This window comes from Ruegeria sp. H6 (assembly GCF_056532975.1).
In genome coordinates, this window is sequence record NZ_JBQFOA010000012.1 from 54,448 (window position 1) to 79,160 (window position 24,713).

General features: G+C 57.8%; 19 protein-coding genes. 8 read left to right on the top strand and 11 right to left on the bottom strand.

The window, feature by feature from the left end; all coding sequences use genetic code 11:
- Positions 1–254: 254 nt before the first annotated feature.
- Positions 255–1,154 carry a LysR family transcriptional regulator gene (locus ACR0AG_RS17505; protein WP_480841269.1) on the bottom strand — a complete coding sequence of 300 codons (900 nt, stop codon included), beginning with the start codon at positions 1,152–1,154 and terminating at the stop codon, positions 255–257.
- A 142-nt stretch (positions 1,155–1,296) separates the two neighbouring features.
- Between ACR0AG_RS17505 and ACR0AG_RS17510 the strand changes: the two genes are divergently transcribed.
- Positions 1,297–2,871 (top strand): arylsulfatase, encoded by a 1,575-nt coding sequence (locus tag ACR0AG_RS17510; protein ID WP_480841271.1) that lies wholly within the window; start codon positions 1,297–1,299, stop codon positions 2,869–2,871.
- A 432-nt stretch (positions 2,872–3,303) separates the two neighbouring features.
- Here ACR0AG_RS17510 and ACR0AG_RS17515 read toward each other — a convergent pair whose 3' ends face one another.
- The 7 genes from ACR0AG_RS17515 to ACR0AG_RS17545 form a co-directional block, all read right to left on the bottom strand.
- On the bottom strand, positions 3,304–4,170 hold the full coding sequence (locus ACR0AG_RS17515; RefSeq protein WP_480841273.1) for an alpha/beta fold hydrolase: 867 nt from the start codon (positions 4,168–4,170) through the stop codon (positions 3,304–3,306).
- Between the two features lie 48 nt (positions 4,171–4,218).
- Positions 4,219–6,246, bottom strand: a complete 2,028-nt coding sequence (locus tag ACR0AG_RS17520) for a CocE/NonD family hydrolase (protein WP_480841275.1) — start codon at positions 6,244–6,246, stop codon at positions 4,219–4,221.
- A gap of 21 nt (positions 6,247–6,267) precedes the next feature.
- Entirely contained in the window at positions 6,268–7,935 is a 1,668-nt protein-coding gene (locus ACR0AG_RS17525) for a dipeptide ABC transporter ATP-binding protein (RefSeq protein ID WP_480841277.1), read from the bottom strand.
- Positions 7,936–8,811, bottom strand: a complete 876-nt coding sequence (locus ACR0AG_RS17530; RefSeq protein ID WP_480841279.1) for an ABC transporter permease — start codon at positions 8,809–8,811, stop codon at positions 7,936–7,938. It lies immediately after the preceding gene.
- Positions 8,792–9,736, bottom strand: coding sequence for an ABC transporter permease (locus ACR0AG_RS17535; RefSeq protein WP_480841281.1), 945 nt, complete (start codon positions 9,734–9,736; stop codon positions 8,792–8,794). Before ACR0AG_RS17535 ends, ACR0AG_RS17530 begins: the two co-directional genes overlap by 20 nt.
- 57 nt (positions 9,737–9,793) lie before the next feature.
- Positions 9,794–11,353 (bottom strand): ABC transporter substrate-binding protein, encoded by a 1,560-nt coding sequence (locus ACR0AG_RS17540; RefSeq protein ID WP_480841283.1) that lies wholly within the window; start codon positions 11,351–11,353, stop codon positions 9,794–9,796.
- A 72-nt stretch (positions 11,354–11,425) separates the two neighbouring features.
- Entirely contained in the window at positions 11,426–12,040 is a 615-nt protein-coding gene (locus ACR0AG_RS17545; protein ID WP_480841285.1) for a helix-turn-helix domain-containing protein, read from the bottom strand.
- A gap of 300 nt (positions 12,041–12,340) precedes the next feature.
- Between ACR0AG_RS17545 and ACR0AG_RS17550 the strand changes: the two genes are divergently transcribed.
- The 7 genes from ACR0AG_RS17550 to ACR0AG_RS17580 are packed head-to-tail and all read left to right on the top strand — an operon-like array spanning position 12,341 to position 21,808.
- Entirely contained in the window at positions 12,341–14,746 is a 2,406-nt protein-coding gene (locus tag ACR0AG_RS17550; protein WP_480841438.1) for a GcvT family protein, read from the top strand.
- A 31-nt stretch (positions 14,747–14,777) separates the two neighbouring features.
- Positions 14,778–16,307, top strand: coding sequence for a trimethylamine methyltransferase family protein (locus ACR0AG_RS17555; protein ID WP_480841287.1), 1,530 nt, complete (start codon positions 14,778–14,780; stop codon positions 16,305–16,307).
- Between the two features lie 16 nt (positions 16,308–16,323).
- On the top strand, positions 16,324–16,998 hold the full coding sequence (locus ACR0AG_RS17560) for a TetR/AcrR family transcriptional regulator (RefSeq protein WP_480841289.1): 675 nt from the start codon (positions 16,324–16,326) through the stop codon (positions 16,996–16,998).
- Positions 16,995–18,245, top strand: a complete 1,251-nt coding sequence (locus ACR0AG_RS17565) for a sarcosine oxidase subunit beta family protein (RefSeq protein WP_480841291.1) — start codon at positions 16,995–16,997, stop codon at positions 18,243–18,245. The genes ACR0AG_RS17560 and ACR0AG_RS17565 overlap by 4 nt, the downstream gene beginning before the upstream one ends.
- An 11-nt stretch (positions 18,246–18,256) precedes the next feature.
- Entirely contained in the window at positions 18,257–18,523 is a 267-nt protein-coding gene (locus ACR0AG_RS17570) for a sarcosine oxidase subunit delta (protein ID WP_480841293.1), read from the top strand.
- Entirely contained in the window at positions 18,520–21,300 is a 2,781-nt protein-coding gene (locus ACR0AG_RS17575; RefSeq protein ID WP_480841295.1) for a 2Fe-2S iron-sulfur cluster-binding protein, read from the top strand. Before ACR0AG_RS17570 ends, ACR0AG_RS17575 begins: the two co-directional genes overlap by 4 nt.
- Positions 21,293–21,808 (top strand): hypothetical protein, encoded by a 516-nt coding sequence (locus ACR0AG_RS17580; RefSeq protein WP_480841297.1) that lies wholly within the window; start codon positions 21,293–21,295, stop codon positions 21,806–21,808. The genes ACR0AG_RS17575 and ACR0AG_RS17580 overlap by 8 nt, the downstream gene beginning before the upstream one ends.
- Positions 21,809–21,839: 31 nt before the next feature.
- Here ACR0AG_RS17580 and ACR0AG_RS17585 read toward each other — a convergent pair whose 3' ends face one another.
- Genes ACR0AG_RS17585 through ACR0AG_RS17595 form a run of 3 tightly spaced genes read right to left on the bottom strand, consistent with a single transcriptional unit; the run spans position 21,840 to position 24,705 of the window.
- Positions 21,840–22,274, bottom strand: coding sequence for an SRPBCC family protein (locus ACR0AG_RS17585; RefSeq protein WP_480841299.1), 435 nt, complete (start codon positions 22,272–22,274; stop codon positions 21,840–21,842).
- On the bottom strand, positions 22,267–23,853 hold the full coding sequence (locus ACR0AG_RS17590; RefSeq protein WP_480841301.1) for a flotillin family protein: 1,587 nt from the start codon (positions 23,851–23,853) through the stop codon (positions 22,267–22,269). Before ACR0AG_RS17590 ends, ACR0AG_RS17585 begins: the two co-directional genes overlap by 8 nt.
- A gap of 15 nt (positions 23,854–23,868) precedes the next feature.
- Positions 23,869–24,705, bottom strand: a complete 837-nt coding sequence (locus tag ACR0AG_RS17595; RefSeq protein WP_480841303.1) for a phosphoenolpyruvate hydrolase family protein — start codon at positions 24,703–24,705, stop codon at positions 23,869–23,871.
- Between the last annotated feature and the right edge of the window lie 8 nt (positions 24,706–24,713).

The window sequence follows — 24,713 nt, forward strand, 5'->3', positions numbered from 1 at the left end:
GGGAAACCGTGATAAGGTTAGTTATGTTAAAACTTCTAATTCAGAGGCGCACTGGTTAACCTTGGGAGCAATTCCTCGAAGACGAAGGCGCTCTGACAGAGGAATCTCAACTACATTTTTTGACATTGGTCATTTGCATTCTAAAAAACGGCTTCGGGTGTGAATTAAAATCTTGGCAGGTGTATCGGGCCCAAGGATCCAACCCGGATCAGAAACTGTTTCATTACAGGTCTCGTAGCACCTCTCCGCACCGATCAGGCTCGATACTTGGCAAGTTGATTCCAAACCAACTCAACCGCGGTAGACGTGTTCTGCGACTTGCGTGCTGCGCAAATGTTCCATGTAAGGTTCTGTTTCATCAATACGGGCTTTACGATCTTTGCACGAACCAGCTCTGCGAATGTGTCCGTCATCCCTCCCACGATGAAATCAGGCTCCGCCAACAGTCCAGTCAGGAGGTTGTAGTCGTCACATTCGATATGCGGCTGTGCGCTGACTTTTTCGGCGGCGTCAGCATCGTCACCAAGCGCTTTTGTCAAAGCGGCTTTCCAATGTTTGTGGAGATGGGGTGATGCAAAGGGAAAATCGAAAATACCCGCCATGGTTTGTGGCCCACGCTGGTGAATCTCATGATCTCGATGAGCAACGAACTGAATGGGTTGCTTCTCCATCACCATGATCTCGACATCTTCGGCTTCGGGCGTATAGGTCAGATCGCCCAGGAACACATCAAACTCCCCTGCCTGCAACAGATCGAGTGGACGCGCATAGGCGCTCACCAGAATTCTGAAGCGCAGGTCAGGCATCGTTCGCCGCACCGCACGCAAGACAGGCAGGATCAGTGTCCGAGTGGTGAGCGGCCCGCAACCGATAAGCAAGGTTCCCGGCCCGGTTTCGCGCAGGCCAGCCACACGGGTCGCGTAGCGGTCCAGGTCTTCGCGCAGCGCCTGAGCAATTGGCAGGAACTCCTGCCCCGCGCGTGTCAACGTGCTGCTGTTGCGGCTGCGATGGAACAGAACAAGCCCAGTGTGCTCCTCAGCCTGCGCGACATAGCGGGACAAGGACGCATTGGACACGTCCATTGCACGGGCCGCAGTCTGGAAACTGCCGGTTTCGGCCAGTGCAAGAAAAGCGGTCAGAGCGTTTTCGTTCATCATTCGGGCGATCTCATTTCAAATTTCGTGTTTTAGTTTTCACAATATGAAATCATGGTAAAGCTCTGTTGCGGCGCGAAAGTCTCAGTCGCTATCCCTGATGGACCCTTCGATTTCGTCTTTTACGTCCACAGAGGTACATATGTTCATTTTTCGATCTATTGCGGCTTCTGCCACGCTGGCCACGGCGACAGTCTGTGCCATGCCGGTTTTGGCCCAAACCGACCAACCCAATATCCTTGTCATCATGGCCGACGATGTCGGTTGGGCCAGTCTTGGCAGCTATCATCAGGGTATGAAAAGCATCAAAACCCCCAACCTTGATCAGCTGGCCGCCGATGGTATGCGTCTGACGGACTACTATGCGCAGCCAAGCTGTACCGCCGGACGATCGGCCTTTATCACCGGACAATTGCCGGTTCGTACCGGAATGCACACGGTCGGCCTGCCCGGAGATCCGGCAAAAGGCCTTAGCCAGGAGGACCCCACCCTGGCCAACATGCTGAAATCTCTGGGTTATACGACCGGTCAATTCGGCAAGAACCACTTGGGTGATATGAATAAATTCCTGCCAACGGTGAAGGGCTTTGATGAATATTGGGGCTGGCTCTATCATCTGAACGCGATGGAATACACATCCGACCCGGACTGGCCAAAAGATCAGAAATTCAACGACACATTTGGCCCTCGGAACATCATTCACGCCTATGCCACGGATACAATCGATGAAACTGTGGACCCGCGCTGGGGTCTGGTTGGCAAGCAGCGCATCATCGACGATGGCCCGGCCCCGCCTGAGCGCCAAAAGACGCTGGACGACGAGGTAACGGCCCACACGCTGGACTTCATCAACCGCGCGGTCGACAGTGATACGCCGTTCTTTGTCTGGATGGCCCCGGCGCGGGCGCATGTCTGGACGCATCTGAGCCCCGAATATGAGGCCATGCTGGGTGACGGGCGCGGTTTGCAGGATGTCGTCATGAAAGAGCTCGACGACAACGTGGGCAAAGTCATGGCGCGACTGGACGAACTGGGCGTCGCAGACAACACGATTGTTGTCTTTACGTCCGATAACGGCCCGGAAACCATGACTTGGCCGGACGGTGGAACGACCCCATTCCACGGCGAAAAAGGCACGACATGGGAAGGCGGCTTCCGCGTTCCCGCCATCATTCGCTGGCCCGGCAAAGTCCCCGCCGGAACCGTGAGCAACGGGATTTTTGCCGGTCTTGACTGGATGCCCACGCTTGTCGCCGCTGCCGGGGGACCTGATGACCTGCCTGCGTCTTTGTTGGAGGGCTACGAGGGCTATCAGGTACATCTGGATGGGTATAACCAATTGTCATTCCTGTCTGGCGACGACGAAAGCAACCGGGACGAAATCATCTATTACGAAGGTCCGGACCTGCAAGCTGTCCGCCATGGTGATTGGAAAGCACATTTCACCGTCCAAACCGAAGGTTGGGCGGGCCCTAAAGAGGAGTTGAACGCACCCCTCCTGTTCAACCTGCGTCGCGATCCTTATGAAAAAGCGGCCGAAGAATCGGGGATGTATACCCGTTGGATGGGCAACAAGATGTGGGCCTTTGGTCCTGCGGCCAAAATCGTCCAAAACCACCTGTCTACGTTCAAGGACTATCCTCCACGCGGCTCGGACATCACCAATCAGTCTCACGTTGAAGAGCAAATCTCGACCGAAGGTAGAATGTCACAGTAGCAAGCGATACTCGGGAGGCAACAAGCCTTGCCTCCCGATCCATACAAAAACTCGCGGGATGTCACATATTGAGGCGGCCCCGTTTTCGTATCTAACGTGCGGTTTGGACCTGACGCAGAATTCGTCAACATGGGTTCGCCGCTCCCAAATGTCAGCTCCATGCCATCATGAAGATAATACAGTGTAAGCGAATGAAGGGCGCCAGAGGATTGTCGAATCTTTGATTGCAGCACCCGCATTCGGTAGCACCGGTAGCGAAGCTGCGATTGCGCACTGTGCATCAATAGCCGCGAACACAAAATACCGAACACAGACACGTTTTGCCAGCTCAATTGAGGCCTTAGCTGAATTTGCAAAGGCCAAAACACCATGCGTGGTGTTCTGTTGTTCGGCTGGACAACCGGCTGACAGGGCGCCAATTCACCACGTGCGCTAAAGTGCTGCCGTTACCTCGAAATGTGCCCTGAGGATGCTCTCAAGCTGGTCTGATACAACTCCTGGCAAATGCCGCAGCATCGAGACATGACCCAGACCCGGCAGTTCGTAAAAACTGCCATCCGGCACCAGGTCAGAAACCACTTTGCACATCGACGGGGGCGTCTGAACATCTTCGGAAAAGGCGATCACGTGGAATGGAACCGGACAGGTTTTCAGTGCCTCGCGGCAATCAAACTCAAGGCAGGCTTCCCATTGGTCGATAGTGTCTTGCGGATTGCGGTCACTGAAACGTTTTGAGAAACTGTCTTTGATTTCGGCCCAGAGCTGCGGATCACCCAAAGCTTTGGCCGGATAAGCATAAACGGCATAATGCGGTGCCAGAAAATAGTCCGGCAATTGCACACCGTCTTTGCGCAGGTCGATCTCGGCCTGCATCCAGTCGCGTGTGAAACCGTCGATATAGGCCGCGGTTCCCATCGGGATTGCCACAATGACTTTGTCCGGGAAATCAACGGCAACAGCCTCAGTCACCAGACCACCAAGCGACAAGCCAGTCACAGCAGCTTTGCCGTCACAAAACGCATCGATCACCGCGGCACAATCCACGGCATAGTCCGCCATCGACCAAGGCGGTGGCGGCGATTTGGTTTCGCCGGCGCCGCGCGGATCGTAGGTCACACAGCGGAAACGAGATGAAAGGCGGGCAAACAATTGCGCATAGGCCTCAGCTGTCTGGTCGCCGCCAGGTACAAAGACCACATTGGGCCCCTCACCTTCGGTCACGACACGCATCGAGACGCCTTGTGCCGTTGTAAACTCGTGAAATTCCGCGTTTGGTCCAAATTCGGGGAATGCTGCCATTTCTAGTCCTCAGACAGGGTTGAGCGGGCCAATGGCCCATATGCAAGATTACATCCCATCACGCGGGATTTTATGTGTCCGCTCGCGCGAGTAAAACAGGGTGTCGCCATTCCAGCATTCCAGCCTGTCTTTCAAATGAAAATGCGTGCGTGTGGCGGTTTGTTCCGAGCAGGTTTTGATCAGGACCTTCCAGTTCCCTCGTTCCAGGCGCAGGGATTGTTCCATGGTCGCCTTGGCACTTAGCGGATCATCTGGATGGATCGCATATTTACGCTCGGATATGTCGTGAAGTGTCGTGCCGGTTTCAAGGATCGTCGACGCCCCAACAGGCCCGAAAACGCCACCGTCAATATAGGTATGTTCGGTCTGAACGCCGGTCATCATATCCCGCGTCTGATTGCGAAACATCGTGCCGCCCGAGGAGGTTTTGGTGGGTTTTGCAGGGGTTCGATCAGGCGGGGATGGAAAGCGCGACTGATCCATTTCGCTTGCCGAAGCATTGCGAATTGGGAGTGACAGATGGGACCGTCCAGGCGTGACCGTCAGCGTGACCGGTTCCGGTTTGGGCCAAAGGATTGGCCAGTAGGCCGAGGCAAGCTGTACCATCACGCGGTGGCCGGCGGGAAGGCGATAGGCGATGCCATGCAGGGGCACTGTCACGGCGACCTCTTCACCCGGCACCAGATCTTGTGGCTGCATGTCGCTGTTGCGATGATTGAGATTGCAAAAGCCGCGCGTGATAAGGGTTTGCGCCCCATCTGGGGCTTCGTCGATCAAAAGTGCCGCGACAAAAGCCTGCGCACGATCAGAGGCAACCCGCAGCGAAATCTCTGGCTGGCCAAGAATGTCGATGGCCGTCTCCAGCGGCGCTGACCGGAACAGCATAGCGCCGTGGGCGTCGATCCGGCAATCGCCGGGAATATCTCCGGGAACGGCAAAAGAGCACATATCCCCACCCACCGATCCAAAGGTCTGGGGCGAACACACTGACATCGGTGCAGCTTCGCACGCTGATACATCCAACGTGCCGTCATTCAGGTGATAGGTCGACACAGATACGTTGGGCGATGGCCAGATTTCCTCTTCGATCCAACGGCCGGGGCGATGTGCGCGCGTACCAGATGGGCGCACCGCATCCGGGATATAGAATTTCAGCGGTGCTTCATCCATCAAACCCGTGTCGATACCGCGCAGGTGGTGATCCATAAAGCGGATCATTTCATCGATGAAATCGGCTTTGGGTTCTGGTGAACCTTCATGGGGATAAAGATGCGCCCAAGGCCCCATCAAAATCTTCACCGGGCAATTCAGATATTGGGCAATTCGGAACGGAGTGTCACGGAACAGATCGGCCCACCCGCCAAAGAAATAGACCGGCACCTGTATATCATCATAGTTTTCGCAGATCGAACCACGCCGCCACATTTCGTCATGGGTCTGATGCTCAAGCCACATGGCGGGCCAAAAGGGGGTCTCCTCCAGCCGCTCTTTCCAGATCGCTTCCCATTTGTCCCAGCCAACGATGTCCGGGTCTGGCGGTTGCGCGTTGTAGAGCTGCATGATCGAGCCCCACCAGAAATTGTCATTTGCCAGATTGCCACCAAAAAAATGGATATCTTCGCGCCAGCGATCATCACAGCCCATCACCGGGGCAATGGCCTTGAGCGCCGGCGGGCGCGTGGCGGCGACCTGAAAGGAATTATAAGCCCCCCAGCTTTTGCCGAACATGCCGACATTGCCGTCGCACCAATCCTGAACTGCGATCAGTTGAACAACGTCGTGACCGTCCTGAATTTCCTGATGCGAATATTCGTCTTCCACCAGCCCTTCGCTGTCGCCATAGCCGCGAATATCCACGCGAACACAGGCATAGCCCGCTGCCGCAAAATGCGGATGCATGCTTTCGTCGCGGGCACGTGTCCGGTCGCGACGCCGATAGGGGATGTATTCAAGGATTGCCGGAACCGGGTTTTCCCGGGCGCCTTCCGGCAACCAGATGCGCGCAGCAAGCCGCACACCATCGGGCATCGTAAACCAATAGGTTTCAATCTCTTCAATACTGTCGAAGCCGCTCATCCGTTCCTCGTGCTTGACATGTCAGTGATGCAGGTGCTGTTCAGGACCCGCCAGGTTCGCAGCCAGCAGCTTTTTCGTGTAATCATGCTGTGGTGCGCCGAATATCGTGTCAGTTTCGCCAAACTCGACAAATTCACCATGATACATCACGGCAATCCTGTCGGCGACGTGGCGCACAACATGCAGGTTGTGTGTAATAAAGATCATCGCAAGACCAAGCGTTTCGCGCAGATCATTCAACAGGTTCATAACCTCGCCCTGCACCGAGACATCAAGCCCCGCCGTCGGCTCATCTGCGATAATAAGCTTTGGGTTCAATGCAATCGCACGGGCGACACCGACCCGTCGCGCCTGACCGCCCGAAAGCTGATGCGGGAAACGATCGGCGAATTCGGGGCCAAGCCCCGCCAGTGTCAGCAGGCGAGAGGTCTCTTGCTTCAGGTCGACATTCTGGATCCCGTGAATGCGAAAGGGTTCTGCCACCAGATCCCCCACCCGCATCCGCGGGCTGAGTGAGCCGATGGGATCCTGAAACATCATCGAAACTTCGCGCCTGTAGGCTTTCATGTCACGCGGGCCCAGATCGTGAACGACGCGATCCTCAAAGGTAATCGAGCCTCCGGCAAGCATGTTGAGCCTGCCGATGGCGCGGGCCAGTGTCGATTTGCCAGAGCCGCTTTCACCGACAAGCCCAAGCGTTTCGCCCGCGTGCAGATCGAAGCTCACACCACCAACACCGACAATTTCGACTTTGTTGAAAAGGGTGCCTCCATGGAACGTCACCCGTGCATCTCGCACGGCAACAAGCGGTTTGTCGGATGCCGATCGCTCGGGCAATGGCGGAACCGGTTTGGGCACAAAGCTGCCCGGTTCATCATGCATGGTCGGCAAACGGTGCGTGCGGATTTTCTGGTGCGCCGGATCGCATTCCAACAAACGCCGCGTGTAATCGTGCTGGGGGTTTGAGAATACGGCCTCGGCTGAGCCACGCTCTACCACTTCGCCCATATACATGACCGCAACTTCATCGCAGAGCTCGGCGATCACACCAAGATGGTGCGAAATGAACAGCACTGAACACCCGATCTTTTCCTGCAGATCCTTCAGCAGATCCAGCGTGACCACCTCAAGCGTTGCATCGAGGGCGGTTGTCGGTTCATCCGCGATCAACAGGCTGGGATTCATCATCAACGCCATCGCAATCGCGATCCGCTGTTTCATTCCGCCCGAGAACTGATGCGGGAACCAGTCAATCGCATCTTTGGCATCGCGAATTTGCACCAGTTCCAGCATCTCAAGCGAGCGCGCATCCTTTTCGGCATCGCTGATCTTGTCGCGATACTGGATATTGCGCATCTGCTGACGCACCGAAATCACCGGGTTCAGCGCCCCCATCGGGTCTTGAAACACGCATGAGATTTTGGGACCACGCAGATCGCGCATCGGCTCTTTGTCCAGTGTCGTCAGATCCTGACCCTCGAAATTGATTGACCCGGTCTCAATGCGGCCATTGTCAGCCAACAGACCCAGGATCGAGTTGATCAGCGTCGATTTGCCCGACCCGGATTCACCGACAATTCCAACGATGGTTTTTTCCGGCACGTCAAAGGCCACGTTCTTGAGCGCGTGAAAGTCACCTTTGTCGGTCGAAAAGTGGACGTTCAGGTTCTGGATTGAAAGAATGGTCATTCAACGTCCTTTCAATCTGGGATCAAAGACATCGCGCAGGGTTTCGCCAAGGAAGGTGAAGCCAAGCGTTGTGATGATAATCGGCAGGCCGCCCGCCAATACGATCCAGGGCGTCGCGCGAATATGCGCGAAACCGTCGTTCAAAATAGACCCCCAGCTTGGGGTTGGTGGACGAACGCCAAGGCCAAGAAAGCTCATTCCTGCCTCGATCGCGATTACAACGGGGATGTCCATCGACGCCAGGATCACCAAGGGTCCGATTACGTTCGGCAGCACGTGCACCCGCATGATGCGCGCGCTTGAGGCGCCCATGCTTTTGGCGGCGGTCACAAATTCCGACGATTTCAACGCCAGCGTTTGCGTTCGGATAATCCTTGCATAGCCGGGCACGTTGACCAGAACGACAACGATCATGACAGCGGTCAGGGATGGGCCAAACAAGGTGACAAGCGCCAGTGCCAGCATGACGGTCGGAAAGCTTTTGACCGCATCGAAGATCACCAGCAGGATGTTATCGAGCCAGCGCGGCCCGTATCCCGCGATAAGACCCAGGACGATCCCGATCACCAGTGAGATAAGCGTCGTGACCAAAGCCACATACAGGGCAATTCTGCCACCATGCAGCGCACGCGAGAACAAATCGCGCCCCAGCTGATCGGTGCCAAGCAAATGGGCGCCGCTTGGAGGTTGAAACCGATCCCGTGGCGATATCCGCGTGGGATCATATTGCGAAATGAAATCGGCAAAGACCGCGCCGAAAATCACCAGCAGAACCAGCGCTATGGCAAAAACCGCCATGGGTTCTTTCAACAAACGCCTTAGATTCAGAACAAAGTCCGAAGGTTCGTGGGCGGGTTCAGAAGCTGCTTCTTGCACGGGGATCCAGAGCTCCTACAACTAGGTCTGCCACAAGGTTGAGCAGAACGAAAAGAACGGTGGTGACAAGCACGGTACCTGTCACAAGAGGGAAGTTGCGCGTCAGAATAGCGTCATAGACAAGTTTCCCGACGCCCGGACGGGCAAAGACGATTTCAGCGAAGACGGCAGAAGACAGCATTTGCCCGATGCCCACGCCCAACAGGGTGATGGTCGGAAGGATCGCGATGCTGAGCGCATAGCGATAGGTTATCATTCGGTCCGGAAGGCCAAAGGCGCGTGCGGTTCTGATATGAGAGGCTTCGAGAACCTCAAGCATCGACGCCCGCACCATCCGGGCAATATAGCCAACCCAACCAAGCCCGACGGCCAGCGACGGCAGGATCAGGTGTATGATCTGGTCGCCCAGATCACCGGGCTCACCCGCACCGATGGCTGGAAGCCACTGCAAATGAACCGCAAAAATCAGCAATGCATAGATGGCGACCACAAAAGATGGCACTGCGATCACCGCCACCGAGAGGATACCCACAAGACGATCCGCAAAGCTGCCGCGTTTAACAGCCGCCATGCAGCCAAGCGGGATGCCCAAGGCCACCGACCAGCTGATACCGCCCGCAATGAGCGCGAGCGTATAGGGCAGTTGTTCAAGAACCACTGCAGAAACCGGACGGTTCGAGAGCACTTCGATCCCTAAGTCACCACTCCAGGCATCGGTATAAAAGTTCCAAAATTGCACGAAGATGGGCTGATCCAACCCCATCTTGGCCCGAAACGCCTCTTTCATGGCGTCCGTCGCCCGCGGCCCCAAGGCCACCGAAGCCGGATCACCGGGAATGAGGTAGATCATAGAAAACAGAAACGCCATCGCGACCGAGACGATCACGGCAGAAAGCCCCAGGCGTTTGAGAGCATAGCTTAACATGGGTTCGCTCCGCGAAAGCGCCAGCGCCCGGACGTAAGGGCGCTGGCTGCTGCGTTATTAAACCGGCTGGAAGTCCGCAAAGAGTGGCTCTCCATTCGGGCGCAAACCCGGTGCGACGGTGTCGCGGTGCATCACGCCCGTGACCTCATGCGTTAGGAAGACATAGCTGCCGGAGTCTTCCATCAGATCCTGCATGCGCTTGTAGATCACATCGCGCTCTGCCGGATCAGTGGTGATCAGACCTTTGGCGTTCAACTCGCCGAACTCGGGGCTGTTGAAGCGTTCCCAGTTCCAGACCCCGACCTGTTCCGGCGTAAACCACGCCGTCGCCCAGGATGGATCAGGCTGCATCGAGAACCGCTGAAGGTAGAGCTGAAGCTTGTTCCAGTAATCACCTTTCTCGGACCCCATGGTCCAGAAGGTGCCGCTGTCATTTTGCTTGATCTCGCAATTGATGCCGACATCCGCAAGGTTCGCCTGAATGACCTGTGCAGCAGTCAGGCGTTCGGACTGGTTCAGAATGTCCAACGTCACACTCAGATTGGTCGCGCCCTCTTGGGCCAGCAAATCGCGTGCCTTGTCGGGATCATAGTCAAAAAGGTTCGCCTCGCGATGCCCCGGAAGACCCGGCGCGATAATGCCGGTCGATGTTGCAGCCGCCCCGAAATACGCCGCATCCACAACAAGCTCGCGGTCGATTGCATACTGGACCGCACGGCGGACGTTAGGATTGTCAAAGGGCGCCACATCCTGGTTGATGCCCAGCCAGACATAGGCCAGAGACGGCTTTTCCAGAACCACGCCACCGGCAGGCGGGCTCTCCTTCAGGCGCTGAATCGAGGAAACCGATGTCCAGGTATGATCCAGGTCACCGGATTCGAAACCCAGTTCTGCGGTGGCGGGATCTTCGATTGGAACGATGTGGATTTCTTCAAAGCCGCCTTGCTCATACGCCCAATCGGGGTTGCGTTTCAGAACCGTGCGCTGTTTCGGGACCCATTCTGTCAGCAGGTACTGGCCCGATTGCGCAACGGGTTTGGTCTCGATCTTCCCGCCCAGTTCCGTGACGGCCTTCTTGGACAGGATGGAACAGGTTTCCGTCGGCAAGGTTGAGGTCCAAAGCGGTGCAAATGCGGTTTTCAGGTGGATCAGACCAGACAGCGTGTCCTTGACTTCCACTTCTTTCAGCGCCGCCCAGTCTCCCGCATAGGCGCTTTCAGTGGCGGGATCTGCGATGCGTTCGATCGAGAATTTGACGTCTTCGGCCGTCATCTGGCCAAAGCCATCGGTAAACCCGATGTTGTCGCGCAGCTTGAAAGCGATTGTCAGGTCATCAAGCTGCTCCATCGTCTCGACAGCATAGGGCTTGAAGCCCCATTCGTCGCCGGGCGTGCTGGCCACGAGCCCCGCGTAGATCGCGCGCATGATATCCCCCTCGGGCGCAGACAGACGGAACGCCGGATCCAGCACCTGAAGATCGCTGTACGAACGCACCGTCAGGATCTTGCCATCGGAACCGACGGCCATATGCGGAAACGCCAGCGCTGTCGCGCCAAATGCACCGGCACCTGCCAGCACAGACCGTCGGGAAACCCCGGATTTCGCGTAGTGATTCATGGTTATCTCCCTGTGTGTGAGAAAATGCAGAGGCGCGCCTTTTTTTGTTTTTCTGGCCCGCCCGAAATGTGTTCAGAGGTTCGAAGCACCTCCGTTGGGAACTTCGATGTCCTTTCGGCGGATCACCCGCGAATCGGCCCAGACAAGCCGCGCGGGTGCATCCGTCATGTTTTGCACGGAGTGCGGAATTTCACCCGGAAAGCTAAAGCTGTCTCCGGCGTTGAGGGTGATGACTTCGTCCTCGATGAACAGCTCAAGCGTGCCTTCAATCACAACCGCATGAATATCCCCGCTGCGGGCGACAAGATTATACCTTTGGCCGCTTTCGTTGGGTTTGTATTCGGTAAGCCCAACGTGAAAATCTCCGCCGATGGTGCTGGACAAAAGCCAGTCGGTTCGCGTTTCCGCGGTGTCTTTGTCATCATAAAGGGGCATGAGGTTGCGGCGGTTTTCAGAGCGCACGACATAGGCGCGTTCCTTCGGCCCCTCGCCGGGGCGGGTCGCAAAAAACCATGTGACCGGCACCGAGAGGGATTTGGCGATCCGGGCAACCTTGTCGAGCGACGGGTTCACCGCGCCTCGTTCAATGGCGCTGATGTGGCTGACGGATATTCCGCTTGATGTCGACAGCTCTACCAGTGTCATTCCTCTGGTCTTGCGAAGCTGCCGCACCTCGGCGCCGAACATTTCGATGCCAGGATCAAAATTTGCGTCAGTTTCAACCGCCGGGTTTTGGACTCGCATCAGAAACCTTTCACTGTGGAATTGCTCACAACATTTCTCCGGAAAAAAGAATTTAGCAACAAAATTCTTTTTTCCGTAAAAAATTGACCACAATTGCTTTGATTCTTGCGGTGCTCTTCCCCGTCTTCCTTTTCTGGACATATGTGCCTATTTCCGCTATCGGTAATGGACAGTTCTGAACAGAACACTGAGCTAAGTGGACTGCATGGCCCGATCTGTGTCGGGCTTACATGGGAGAAGATCATGAAATCGCATTACCGCGCTGTGGTTATTGGTGGGGGCGTTGTTGGCGCGTCCGTATTGTATCACTTGGCGAAATTCGGCTGGAAAGACGTGTGTTTGATCGAACGCAGCGTTCTGACAGCGGGATCAAGCTGGCACGCGGCAGGTGGGTTTCATGCCCTGAATGCGGATCCCAATATTGCGAGCCTTCAGGCTTATACGATCGACCTGTTGTCCGAGATCGAGAAAGAATCGGGCCAGTCCGTCGGCATGCATATGACCGGGGGTATGACGCTTGCGGGGACACCGGACCGCTGGGAATGGCTGCAATCGGCCTATCGCACCTTCCAGTCCATCGGCATTGACGACGTCCATCTTGTGACGCCTGAAGAAGCCGGAGAGCTTTGCCCCATCATGTCGACGCACGGTATCTTAGGTGGCATGTGGGCCGAGCGTGAAGGTTACATCGACACCACCGGCACGGTGCACGCCTATGCCGGGGCCGCCAAAAAACATGGCGCGGAAGTGATCGAACATAACCGTGTTCTGGAGCTCAACCAAACCAATGACGGCTGGGAAGTGGTGACCGAAAAAGGCACCATCCACACCGAGCATGTCGTCAACGCTGCGGGCCTTTGGGCCAAGCAAGTCGGCCGGATGGCAGGTATCGAATTGCCGGTCTCGCCGCTCAACCACCATTATCTGATTTCCGATACCATCCCGGCGGTGGCCGAGTTGGACAAGGAACTGCCGCTGACTGTGGACCTCGAAGGCTTCACCTATATGCGTCAGGACCAAAAGGGCATTCTGCTGGGGATCTATGAGGTGGACCACCAGCACTGGATGATGGACGGCGCCCCCTGGGAATACGGGTTCGAACTGCAACAGGAAGACCCGGACCGGATCGAAAAAGAGTTGATCCTCGGTTTCGAACGCTTCCCCGACCTTCAGAATGTTGGTGTCAAAACATGGGTCAACGGGGCCTTTACCTTTGCCCCGGACGGCAATCCGCTTGTCGGCCCGGTGCGCGGCAAGCCCGGTTACTGGTGTGCCTGTGCCGTGATGGCGGGCTTCCTGCAGGGTGGTGGCGTCGGCAAGTCTCTGGCCGAATGGATGATCCATGGCGAGCCCGAGGCAGATGTCTATGGCATGGACGTGGCCCGCTTTGGCGCCTTTGCCGAGAACAAGGAATACATCAAACAGACGACCGGACAGTTCTATACCCGCCGGTTCGTGATGACCTATCCAAACGAGCAGCTGCCCGCAGGTCGTCCGCTGAAAATGGCCCCGGCCTATTCGGATATGGATGCGGCAGGCGCGGTTTGGGGCGCAAGCTGGGATATGGAAGTGCCGCTCTATTTTGCGCCCAAGGGATTTGAAGAGACCCCGACGCTCAAGCGCTCGAATGCTTTCGATATTGTCGCCGAGGAATGTAAAGCCGTGCGCGAGAATGTTGGTTTGCTCGATATCTCCGCCTTCTCTCGCTACGAGGTTTCGGGCCCGAATGCCGAGGCCTGGCTTAATCGTGTGATGGCCTGTGAGCTGCCAAAACCGGGCCGTGCGAAACTTGCCCCGATGCTCAGCCCCGAAGGCAAGCTCAAGGGCGATTTGACCCTGTTCAACTGGGGCGATGGCAATTGGTGGATCATGGGCAGCTACTACCTGCGCGAATGGCACATGCGCTGGTTCCATGATCACATGGACGAAGGCGTCACCCTGCGCGATTTGGGTGAAGAAATCACCGGTTTCTCGCTGGCGGGCCCGAATTCCCGCAAGGTGATCGAAAAACTGACCGACGGGCCCGTGGGTGATCTGAAATTCATGGGCTGCGGCACGTTTGACATCGGCCTGCTGCGCACCCGCGTGGCGCGCATGTCGGTCGCGGGCGAGCTGGGCTATGAAATCAACTGCCGCTATGGCGACCACATTGCCCTGCGCAGGCTGCTGCTGGATGCGGGCGCTGAATTCGGCATCCGTGAATATGGCTTCAACGCTTTGCTCAGCCTGCGTCTGGAAAAAAGCTTTGGCATCTGGTCGGCGGAATTTACTCAAGGTTATACCGCAGCACAGACCGGCATGGATCGTTGGATCGCCTGGGACAAGGGCGATTTCATTGGCAAAGAGGCGGCATTGGCTGAACGCGATGGCAATGGCCCCGACCAAATCGAAGTCACCTTGGAAGTCGAGGCAACGGACGCCGATGCCAGCGGCTTTGAACCCATCTGGCAGGATGGCACTCGCGTTGGCTTCGTCACCTCGGGCGGATATGGCCATACGGTCGGCAAATCGCTGGCGATCGCCATGGTGGATCGCGCAGCGGCAGGGGAGGGCACGGCGCTGACCGTCCACATTGTCGGGGCCGAGCGAAACGCGAAAGTCATTGCGCCGTCCCCGTATGATCCAGCGGGCCAGGCGATGCGTGGCTGATATGGGTATCGAGAATGAAAGCAGGCGTCGCATGCGCCGAAGGGGACGTGGGGCTGCGGCGGAAACGGCGACGGCACCGAAACGGCAGGTAAACTATCGCCAGTTGAGAAACCCCTTTCCGACAATGAATGTGTTTTCGACCGATGAGGTCGCGAACATGCACGAAACGGCTTTGCGCACGCTGGAGGAGCTGGGCGTCAAGGTTCTGCTGCCTGAGGCGCGCAAGATTTTTGCCGCAGGTGGCGCGCGTGTCGATGAGACCACCGAGATGGTCTTTATCGGGCGCGATCTGGTTGAGGCGGCGCTGGCCACAGCCCCTAGATCCATTCAGGGCAAAGCGGGTGCGCGGCACCGCGATATCACGCTGGAATTGGGCAGCCTTGTGTTTCAACCGGGCGCCGGCGCACCGAATGCCACGGATTGCATTCGCGGGCGTCGCCCCGGTTCGGCACGGGATTATGAGGAGTATCTGAAACTGGTGCACCACTTCGATGTGTTCCAGATGATCTCGCCCCAGGTTGAGCCACAGGATGTGCCGACGCATGAACGGCACTATTTCACGACCCAGGCGCATCTGACTTTATCCGACAAGTTCCCGTTTGCCTTTGCACGCGGAACGCCTCAGAACATGGACAACTTTGAAATGATCCGGGATTTTCGGGGCATTTCAGATGCAGAGTTCAAGGCCGATCCCTGGGTCTATACCATCATCAACACCAACAGCCCCAGAACGCTGGACATCCCGATGGCGCAGGGTCTGATCGACTATGCGCGGTTTGGTCAGATGTGTATCGTGACCCCCTTTACCCTGATGGGCGCAATGGCCCCGATCACGGTAGCCGGGTCGATCACCCTGTCTCATGCCGAGGTTCTGGCGGCATTGACCCTGAGCCAACTGACCAATCCCGGCGCACCCGTGTGTTACGGCACGTTTACGTCAAACGTAGATATGAAATCCGGCGCGCCTGCCTTTGGCACACCGGCGCATTTCCAGGCATCGCTGGCGGCAGGACAATTGGCGCGGTATCTTGGTCTTCCCTGGCGGTCGGCGGCCGGGTCGGCCTCCAATCTCAACGATGTGCAAGCAGCCAATGAAAACCAGTTCGGTCTCTGGGGCTGTCTGATGGCCGGAGCCACAGTTGTGATTCACGCAGCGGGCTGGCTTGAAGGCGGCCTGACGGTCTCTTACGAAAAACTCGTCACCGATGCCGAAGTACTCAATATGATCGCTGAACTCTGCGCCGGTGCCAAAGCTGGACCAGACGAAATCGGCTTTGACACCGCCCTCAAAGAGGTCGACCCAAGCGGGCATTTCTTTGCCACCAGCCAGACAATGGCGCGCTATAACACCGAGTTTTATGAGCCCATCGTGCATGATTACGCCAATTTTGGCACCTGGACCGAGCGCGGCGCAAAAGACGCCACTGCCCGGGCCACCGAGCTCTGGCAGAGCATTCTGTCACAGGAAAGCGGGCTGAAACTTGACACAGACCGCGTCGGTGCGCTGGAAGAGTTCATCGCCAAACGTAAATCCGAAGGCGGCGCCCCGCCTGAAAGCTAAGCCCGAAAGCTGACCCATGACAAAACGAGCTGCCCCCGTGCTTGTCCGCGAAGACCCCGACCGGGACCCTCTGGTCGGGAACATCAAGGTCACGCGCGAAGACTGGCTGAACCTTGCGCGCGACGTCCTGGTGCATGAAGGTGTCGGCAATCTGAAGATCCTGGTACTGGCCGACAGGCTGTCGGTCTCGCGCTCCAGTTTCTATTGGTATTTCAAGAACCGCGAAGATCTTCTCTATGCTCTTCTGGACGAATGGGAGGCGAGAAATACGCGTAGTATCGTGGCACAATGCGCGATGCCCTCCGGGTCTATTGGCGAGGCTGTTTCCAATTTCTTCCGCTGTTTTGTGGATGACACTCTGTTTGATCCCGGGCTTGATTTTGCCGTTCGCGAATGGGCCCGGCGGGATAGTGAGGTGCGCCAGCGGATTGACGCTGCGGACAAGGAACGTCTGGACGCGGTGCTTGGCACATTCCTGAGACATGGGTTCCCGGAGAAGGAAGCCGATGCACGGGCGCGGATCGTCTATTTCATGCAGATCGGCTATCACGCGCTGGAATTGCACGAGAGCATGGAAGAGCGTCTGAACCGCGCGCCTGAGTTTCTGCGGGCCTTTACGGGCGAAGCGGCGGATCAGGACACGTTCGAAGCCTTCAAAGCCTTCGCTCTCTCGCGGAGCGAGGCACCATGAAGCGGTATTCTGCCCTCTCAGTCTTTCGTGAGGGCCTGCGCGCCGGCAAGGGCTGGAAACCCGCCTGGCGGTCGCCAAAGCCGCAGCCCGAATATGATATCATCGTCATCGGTGGTGGTGGGCACGGGCTGGCGACGGCCTATTACCTGGCCAGAAATCATGGCATCCGGCGGGTCGCTGTGCTTGAAAAAGGCTGGCTGGGCGGAGGCAATACCGGGCGCAATACCACGGCGATCCGGTCGAACTACTTCTATCCCGAAAGCGCCGCGCTCTATGATTTTTCGGTCAAGCTTTACGAAGGGCTGTCCCGGGAACTTAACTACAACGTCATGTTCTCACAACGTGGTATGCTGGTTTGCGCGCATTCCCATCACGATATGGAAATGGCGGCGCGGCAGTGCAACGCCATGCGCCTGAACGGGGTCGACGCCGAGCTTCTGGACGCAGATCAAATCCGCAGGCTCGAACCCGTTCTGAACATCGGCCCGGATGCACGCTATCCCATCCACGGAGGTGTCCTGCAACGTCGTGCGGGGACGGGTCGTCATGATGCGGTGGCCTGGGGTTATGCCCGGGCGGCGGACGCTTTGGGGGTGGATATCATCCAGAACTGCGAGGTTCAGAGCATCATCACCGAAGCCGGACGGTGTGTCGGTGTCGAAACCTCGCAAGGCACAATTCGTGCGGGCAAGATCGGTGCTGCGGTTGCGGGCCATTCTTCGGTGATCGCACAGATGGCCGGGTTTGACCTGCCGATTACCTCATATGCCTTGCAGGCGTTTGTGTCCGAACCGCTCAAGCCCGTTGTAAACGGGGTGATCCTTGCCCCGGCCTTGGGCGTCTATGTCAGCCAGTCAGACAAGGGTGGGCTGGTGATTGGCGGCGGGCTGGACCGGGTGCCGTCTTATGGGCAGCGCGGCAATATGCCGATGCAAGAGGCGGTTCTTGGCGGGCTGTCCGAAATGATGCCCGCCCTGTCCAAGGTCAAACTGCTGCGCCACTGGGCCGGTATCGTCGATGTCACGCCCGACAGCTCTCCTATCATCGGGCCGTCCGGCGTGGATGGGTTGGAGATCAATTGCGGCTGGGGCACTGGCGGGTTCAAAGCGATCCCCGCAGGCGGCTGGCTGTTCGCGCACCACCTTGCCACCGGCCAGCACCACGATCTGAGCCGCCCGTTCGATCGCAGCCGCTTCGAAAGTGGTTTTCTGATCGATGAGGGCGCGGCCTCAGGCATCGCGCATTAGGAGGAACCAGGTTGCAGGCTTTCACATGCCCCTTCTGTGGCCCACGCGATGAGCGCGAGTTTCATTTTGTTGCCGAGGCCGGCAAAACCCGGCCCGACACGACCCAGGACATATCCGACGCGGATTGGGCGAGCTATCTGCACGCACAGCGCAACGAAAAGGGACGGGTGCGTGAGGTCTGGACACATTTGACCTGCGCCGAGATGTTCCTCATGGAACGCGACAGCCTGACGATGGAGGTGCTGTCCACCCGCCCGCTCAGGGAGGCCGCGCAATGACCTCACACCGTGTTTCCGACGGCGGATTGATCGACCGTAGTAAAGTTCTGAACTTTACGTTCGACGGGCGCAGTTATCAGGGGTTTGAGGGCGACACGCTGGCCTCGGCCCTGATGGCAAATGGCGTGCGCATCATGGGGCGCAGCTTTAAATACCACCGCCCGCGCGGCGTGTGGGGGGGCTGGGTGGATGAGCCCAACGCAATCATGAATGTCGCCCGGAATGGGCACGAGCTGCCGAATTGTCTGGCGACAACCACCTATCTTGAGGATGGAATGGAGGCCCGCGCCGTCAACGCCTGGCCTTCGGCCCAAAACGATATCAAGGGCGGGTTGGACCTCTTTCATCGCTGGTTGGGGGCCGGGTTTTACTACAAGACCTTCATGTGGCCGAACTGGCACCTCTTTGAGCCGATGATCCGCAAGATGGCCGGGCTTGGTGCGGTGTCGACCAAGGTGGACGAGACCTATGTCTCTGATCAGATCCACGAATATTGCGAGACGCTTGTTGTGGGCGGTGGTCCTGCGGGTCTTGTCGCGGCGCGTCAGGCCGCCGAAGCGGGCGAGAATGTGGTGCTGGTCGATGATCACCGGGTGCCGGGCGGCAGCGCGTATCAACACGCGGAGATCGAGGGGAAAACGCCGTCCGACTGGGTTGCCGAGCATCTCGCCGCAATCAAGGCCGCTGGTGGTCGTATCCTGAATCTGACCACGGCTTTTGGCATTTTTGACCACCATATGGTGGGACTTGTCACTCAAGGGGGGTTTGGAACCGCACCATCGCTGACACGCATGCGGGTGGGCAGGCTGGTACTGGCCAGCGGCGCGCTGGACCGCCCGATGACCTTTGCGGGCAACGACCGGCCCGGAATACTGTCTTTGCTTGGTGCCCATGAATATCTGGCACGTTATGGGGTTTTACCGGGGCAAAAGGCTTTGGCCCTGCACAATAACAGCACCGCCGCGTACAGCGTTGACGCGTTGAGGATGGCAGGTCTGGACGTTTCCAATGTTCAGATCAGCAATGGTCCCTTCAGGGCCATAGGTCCAAAAACCTTCCGGTCGCTTGCATATAAAGATGGCGCATTGCCAGGCGATTGCCTGCTGGTGTCTGGCGGTCAGACCCCGCTGGTTCATCTGTGGCGGCACGCGGGTGGTAAACTGGACTGGGACGAAAAACTCCAAAGTTTCGTGCCCGGGAATGGCCCCGACTGGATAACGGTTGTAGGTGCCGCCAACGGTCGCTTTGACCTGGAAAACGCCCTGGCCGACGCACGATGCGAGACACCCCGAACAAGTACATATCACACGACTCCCCATTGGCCGGACCCGGGCTCCAAAGGGCGGCAATGGATTGATTTCCAGCATGATGTGACGCTGAAAGATGTCGAGCTCGCCGCACGGGAAAACTATGCGTCGGTCGAACATCTGAAGCGCTATACGACCCTTGGCATGGCATCGGATCAGGGCAAAACCTCGAATATGGCGGGGCTGGCCGCGATGGCCACGCTCCAGGGCCGCTCGATCCCGGAAACCGGAACAACAACCTTCCGCCCGCCTTTTGTGCCAATCCCGATCGAGACCTATCACGGGCATCATCGCGGCCAGAACTGGCACCCGGTCAAGCGTCTGCCGCTTGAGCCCCAGCACCGCGCCGCCGACGCGGCGCTTTGCGAATATGGCGGCTGGCTGCGCCCCGGCTGGTATGGCAATGACGACCCGCGATCCCATATCCAATTCGAAGCTCGGCGTGCGCGGGAAACAGCGGGTATCATGGACGGCTCACCTCTGGGCAAGATCGAGGTGATGGGGCCGGATGCCGAAAAATTCGTCAACTTCATCTACTACAATACGATCAGGACGTTGAAACCGGGCTATATCCGCTATGGCTTCATGCTGACCGAAGGGGGGATCGTCTATGATGACGGGGTGGTTGCACGGCTGGGCCCCGATCACTTCCTGATCTCCTGCTCGTCCAGCCACGTCGATGGGGTGCGTAACTTGCTGGAAACATGGCGGCAGGATGGAAACGACCCGGACCGGATATTCATCCACGACCTGACCCAAGCCTATGGAACGGTGACCGTTACCGGGCCCAAAGCCCGCGACATTCTGCAGGCGCTGGATCTTGGGATCGACCTTGCAGCCGAGGCATTCCCACATATGAGCCTGCGGGAGGCCCGGTTCAAAGACCGGCCCCTTCGCGTTGCGCGGGTGAGTTTTTCCGGGGATCTCAGCTTTGAACTGACCATCCGTGCCAGCGCTACCGCCGAGCTCTGGCAGGCGGTGGTCGATGCAGGCAGGGCTTTTGATGCGACGCTGATCGGCATCGAGGCCATGTCGATCCTTCGGGCAGAAAAAGGCTTTATCATGGTGGGCAAGGACACGGACGGGGAAACCATGCCTCATGATCTTGGCTTCGGGGTGCCCCGGCAGAAAAAGCAAAGCCCCTTTGTCGGAGATCGCAGCCTGCACAGCCCCAAGGCCCGGGGCACGACGCGCAAGGAACTCGTCGGCCTAAGGGTGCCTGAAGGTGCCCCACCGCTTGCGACAGGGGCCCACGTGGTCACAGGCGAGGACAGGCCAAGATCGCTGGGCTATGTCACCTCAAGCTATGACAGCCCGGCGCTTGGCCACCCGATTGCACTGGCGATTATCGAAAGCGGTCAGGCACGCATCGGCAAGCGCATCGACATCTGGCACAACGAGACCCGTTCCCCTGCCGAAATCTGCGCCCCTTGTTTTTTTGACCCGGAGGGGAGCCGCCTCAATGCGTGATGATCGCCACAGATGGCCCCCTGCTGGCCCCCTGACCGAACCGCTGGAATGGGACGGTTGTCGCCTTGCCCCCGTTTCGATTGAGCGTCAAACACTGGTGTCCGGGGTTGGGCTGTCTCAGCATTTTGACCTGCCGGTCGCGGGTTGGCCCGATATCGTTGCCGAAGGAAGCTATGCCCTCAGCTTACGCCGGGATAGGATTCTTCTGGTGAATGGGCCCGAGCAGCAGGATGGCTGGGACAGCGTACGTGGATTGGCAATTTCTGATATCACCGACGGCTACGCTGTGTTTGATCTAAGCGGCCCCGAGGCGTTCTCCATGCTGCGCCGGGGGACCGAGATTTCTCTGGAACAGCCCTCCAAAAGCGTCGCACGGCTGCTCTTTGGATTAGGGGTATTCGTCTATCGTTTCGGCGAGGAAGATCGCTTTCGCCTCCATGTCACCCGCGCAAACCGAGAGGCGCTTGTCGAATGTCTGATGCCTTCGCCACAAAATCTCTTTCCATAGAAGGGTCTTTTACGCAAATCTGGGCAAAATCTCAGGAAAAACGCTGCTTCAAGGCATCAAACCCTGCCTGGAACACGCCGTTTGAAACCGTGTTCGTAAGCTCTTCCTCCTGACCCGGAGGTGCCGTGAACCGGGCCCACCAACGTCCATAAGTCAATTCGCCATCCGTGACGCGGAACAATTGCAACCCGGCGGAATAGTTCTGCAACGGGACATCTGCATCAAGGATACGATAGGAAAACTCGTATTCGCGATCCGAGAGCGACAGGAGCTGTTCGCGGATGCGGGTGCCATCTGTCAGGGTGAAATTGCGCACGCAGCCGATCTGGTCCGAGGGGGCTCCGGTCTCGATCCGGCATTGCGCAATGAGAGGGTGCCAGGCAGGCATAGCATTGAAATCGCGCACGACCGCCCAGACCCGGCTGATTTCTGCGGGGATCACCGAGGATACCAGAACGTCAATCATCGGAGCTTTCCTTTTTTACCGTATCTTTTGCCAGGCTCTGCGCGTCCTTGGCGGCGCGGAAGACATCCCCCATCTTTGAGATATTGGCCCCGTCCACGCCGATCTCTTTCATCAACTGGTCAATCATCGGGGCCTGCACGCGATAACGCAGCGCCGAATTGATCACCTCATCGGTGGGCGTGCCCCCATTGCCCGCAGTCCCGCCGTCCATGTGCACCATTTTGATGCCGTCAATCTTTTCGATGGGTTTGACGGTCTCTGCGATTACCGCTTCGAGCTTTCCGATGAGCTGCGCACGCAAACGGCCGGCACGGGCATCTTCACTCAGCAGGTTGTCTGCTTCGTTGCGCAGGCGTTCTGCCTCTGCCAGGGCGGCCGACCGAAGTTTCTCTGCGTCGGTGTCCCGCGCGACATCGATCCGTGAAACAGCGGCCACACGCTCTGCCGCGAGTAGTTGCTGTGCCGTGGCCACAGCTTCGTCGGCTTTGGCTGCGGCGGTCAATTGCGCCTCGGCTTCGATGCGGGCGTTTGCTTCTTCGACTGACTTGGCCAACACGGCGATGGCGGTATCGAGCTTTGCAACGTCGATGGATTTTTCGCGCTCGATCTCAAGCCAGCGCATCTCTTGTTCTCGCAGAATCCGACTTTCGTCGAGCGCCCGATCGGAGGCATAGCGCGCGCGTTCCACTTCCTCACGCGCAGCAATTTCACTTTGATTGATGGCTTGCGTGCCTGCGATGCGGGCCGCTTCTGCTTCGGCGGAACGCTCGGCCTGCTCGCGGGCGATCTCGGCCCCTTGCGCCGCGCGGCGAGTTTCGATCTCCCGCTCCTGTTCCAGCTTCGCCAACTGACTTTCGCGGTCCAGCGCAAGCGTTTCCTTTTCCGCCGCCAGGTTGGCTTCGCGAATGGCCACGGCGGATTTCTGTTCGATCGCATTACGCGCTTGTCGCCGTTCTTCGACAGTGTCGATCAGCTGGGTCAAACCCTCGGCATCAAAACGATTGGCCGGGTTGAAATGCTCAAGCGCGGTCTGGTCGAGATTGCGGATTGCAACCGAAGAAAGTTCTAACCCGTTCCGTGCCAGAACTGGCGAGATCCGGGATTGCACCGCCTCAATGAAACCTGCGCGGTTTTCATGAAGACCGTTCAGCGATTGCTCGGCAGCGACCGCTCGCAAAGCGCCCAGAAACTCGCTTTCATAGAACGCAGCAAGATCTTCGGGCCTGTTGGTCAGCGCGCCAAGGGTTGAGGCCGCCTGCGCAACCGCGCCAGCCTCTGGCGTCACCCGCAGGAAAAACTCCGCGTCCACATCGACGCGCATCCGGTCGGACGTGATCAACCCGTCTTCCTGATTGGCTTTGACCACCACTTTCGACAGACCCAAGCTGACAGGTACAACCTGATGGAGGATCGGCAGAACGAACATGCCCCCGTCCAAGGTGACCTTTCGCCCGCCAAACCCGGTGCGCACATGCGCCCTGTCTGACGCGCCACGCAGATAAAGCCAATTTAAGAACCAGACCACGATGATCGCGGCAACGATCAAAACGATGATCCATGTTATCCCTGCGTTTAACATGCTTCTTCCCCCTTGTTACGCTTTGCCGCGGATCGCTTTGAAGGCGCGCGTCTGTTCCGTCAGGGCCACTTCGGTCGGCAGGCGCTCCATCGAGGAGGCACCATAGAACCCGTGGCAGTTTTCCGTGTTCCTTAGTACGTATTCTGCATCGTCGGGACTTGAGACCGGACCGCCATGGACCAGTACCAACGCGTCCGCGTTTACGGACAAAGCAGCCTCGGCGCAGGTGTCGACGATTGCCGGGCAGTCCGTTAGTTTCAGCGCGGTTTCCGTCCCGATTGCCCCGCCTGTTGTCAGACCCAGATGCGCCACAAAAATGTCCGCACCTGCGCGGGCCATTGCATCCGCGTCTTGTGATGAGAAAACGTAAGGTGTGGTCAGCATGCCCTTGGTGTGGGCCCGCGCCACCAGATCAACTTCCATGCCATAGGACATGCCTGTCTCTTCGAGGTTGGCCCGAAACGTCCCGTCGATAAGCCCCACCGTGGGAAAGTTCTGAATACCGGAAAAGCCCGCGTGTTTGAGATCATCCAGAAAGCTGTCGAAGTTGCAGAACGGGTCGGTGCCGTTGACCCCGGCAAGGACAGGCGTCTGCTTGGTGACGGGCAACACCTCTTGGGCCATCTCCATCACGATGTCATTGGCGTTACCATAGGCCAACAATCCCGATAAAGATCCCCTGCCCGCCATACGGTAACGGCCCGAATTGTAGATGACGATCAGATCAATCCCGCCCGCCTCTTCGCATTTGGCCGAAAGCCCTGTGCCCGCACCCCCGCCGACAATCGGAATACCATTGGCCTTCATGGTCTGAAACTTGGCCATAATCTCCTGACGATCAAATCGGGGCATGGTTCGGG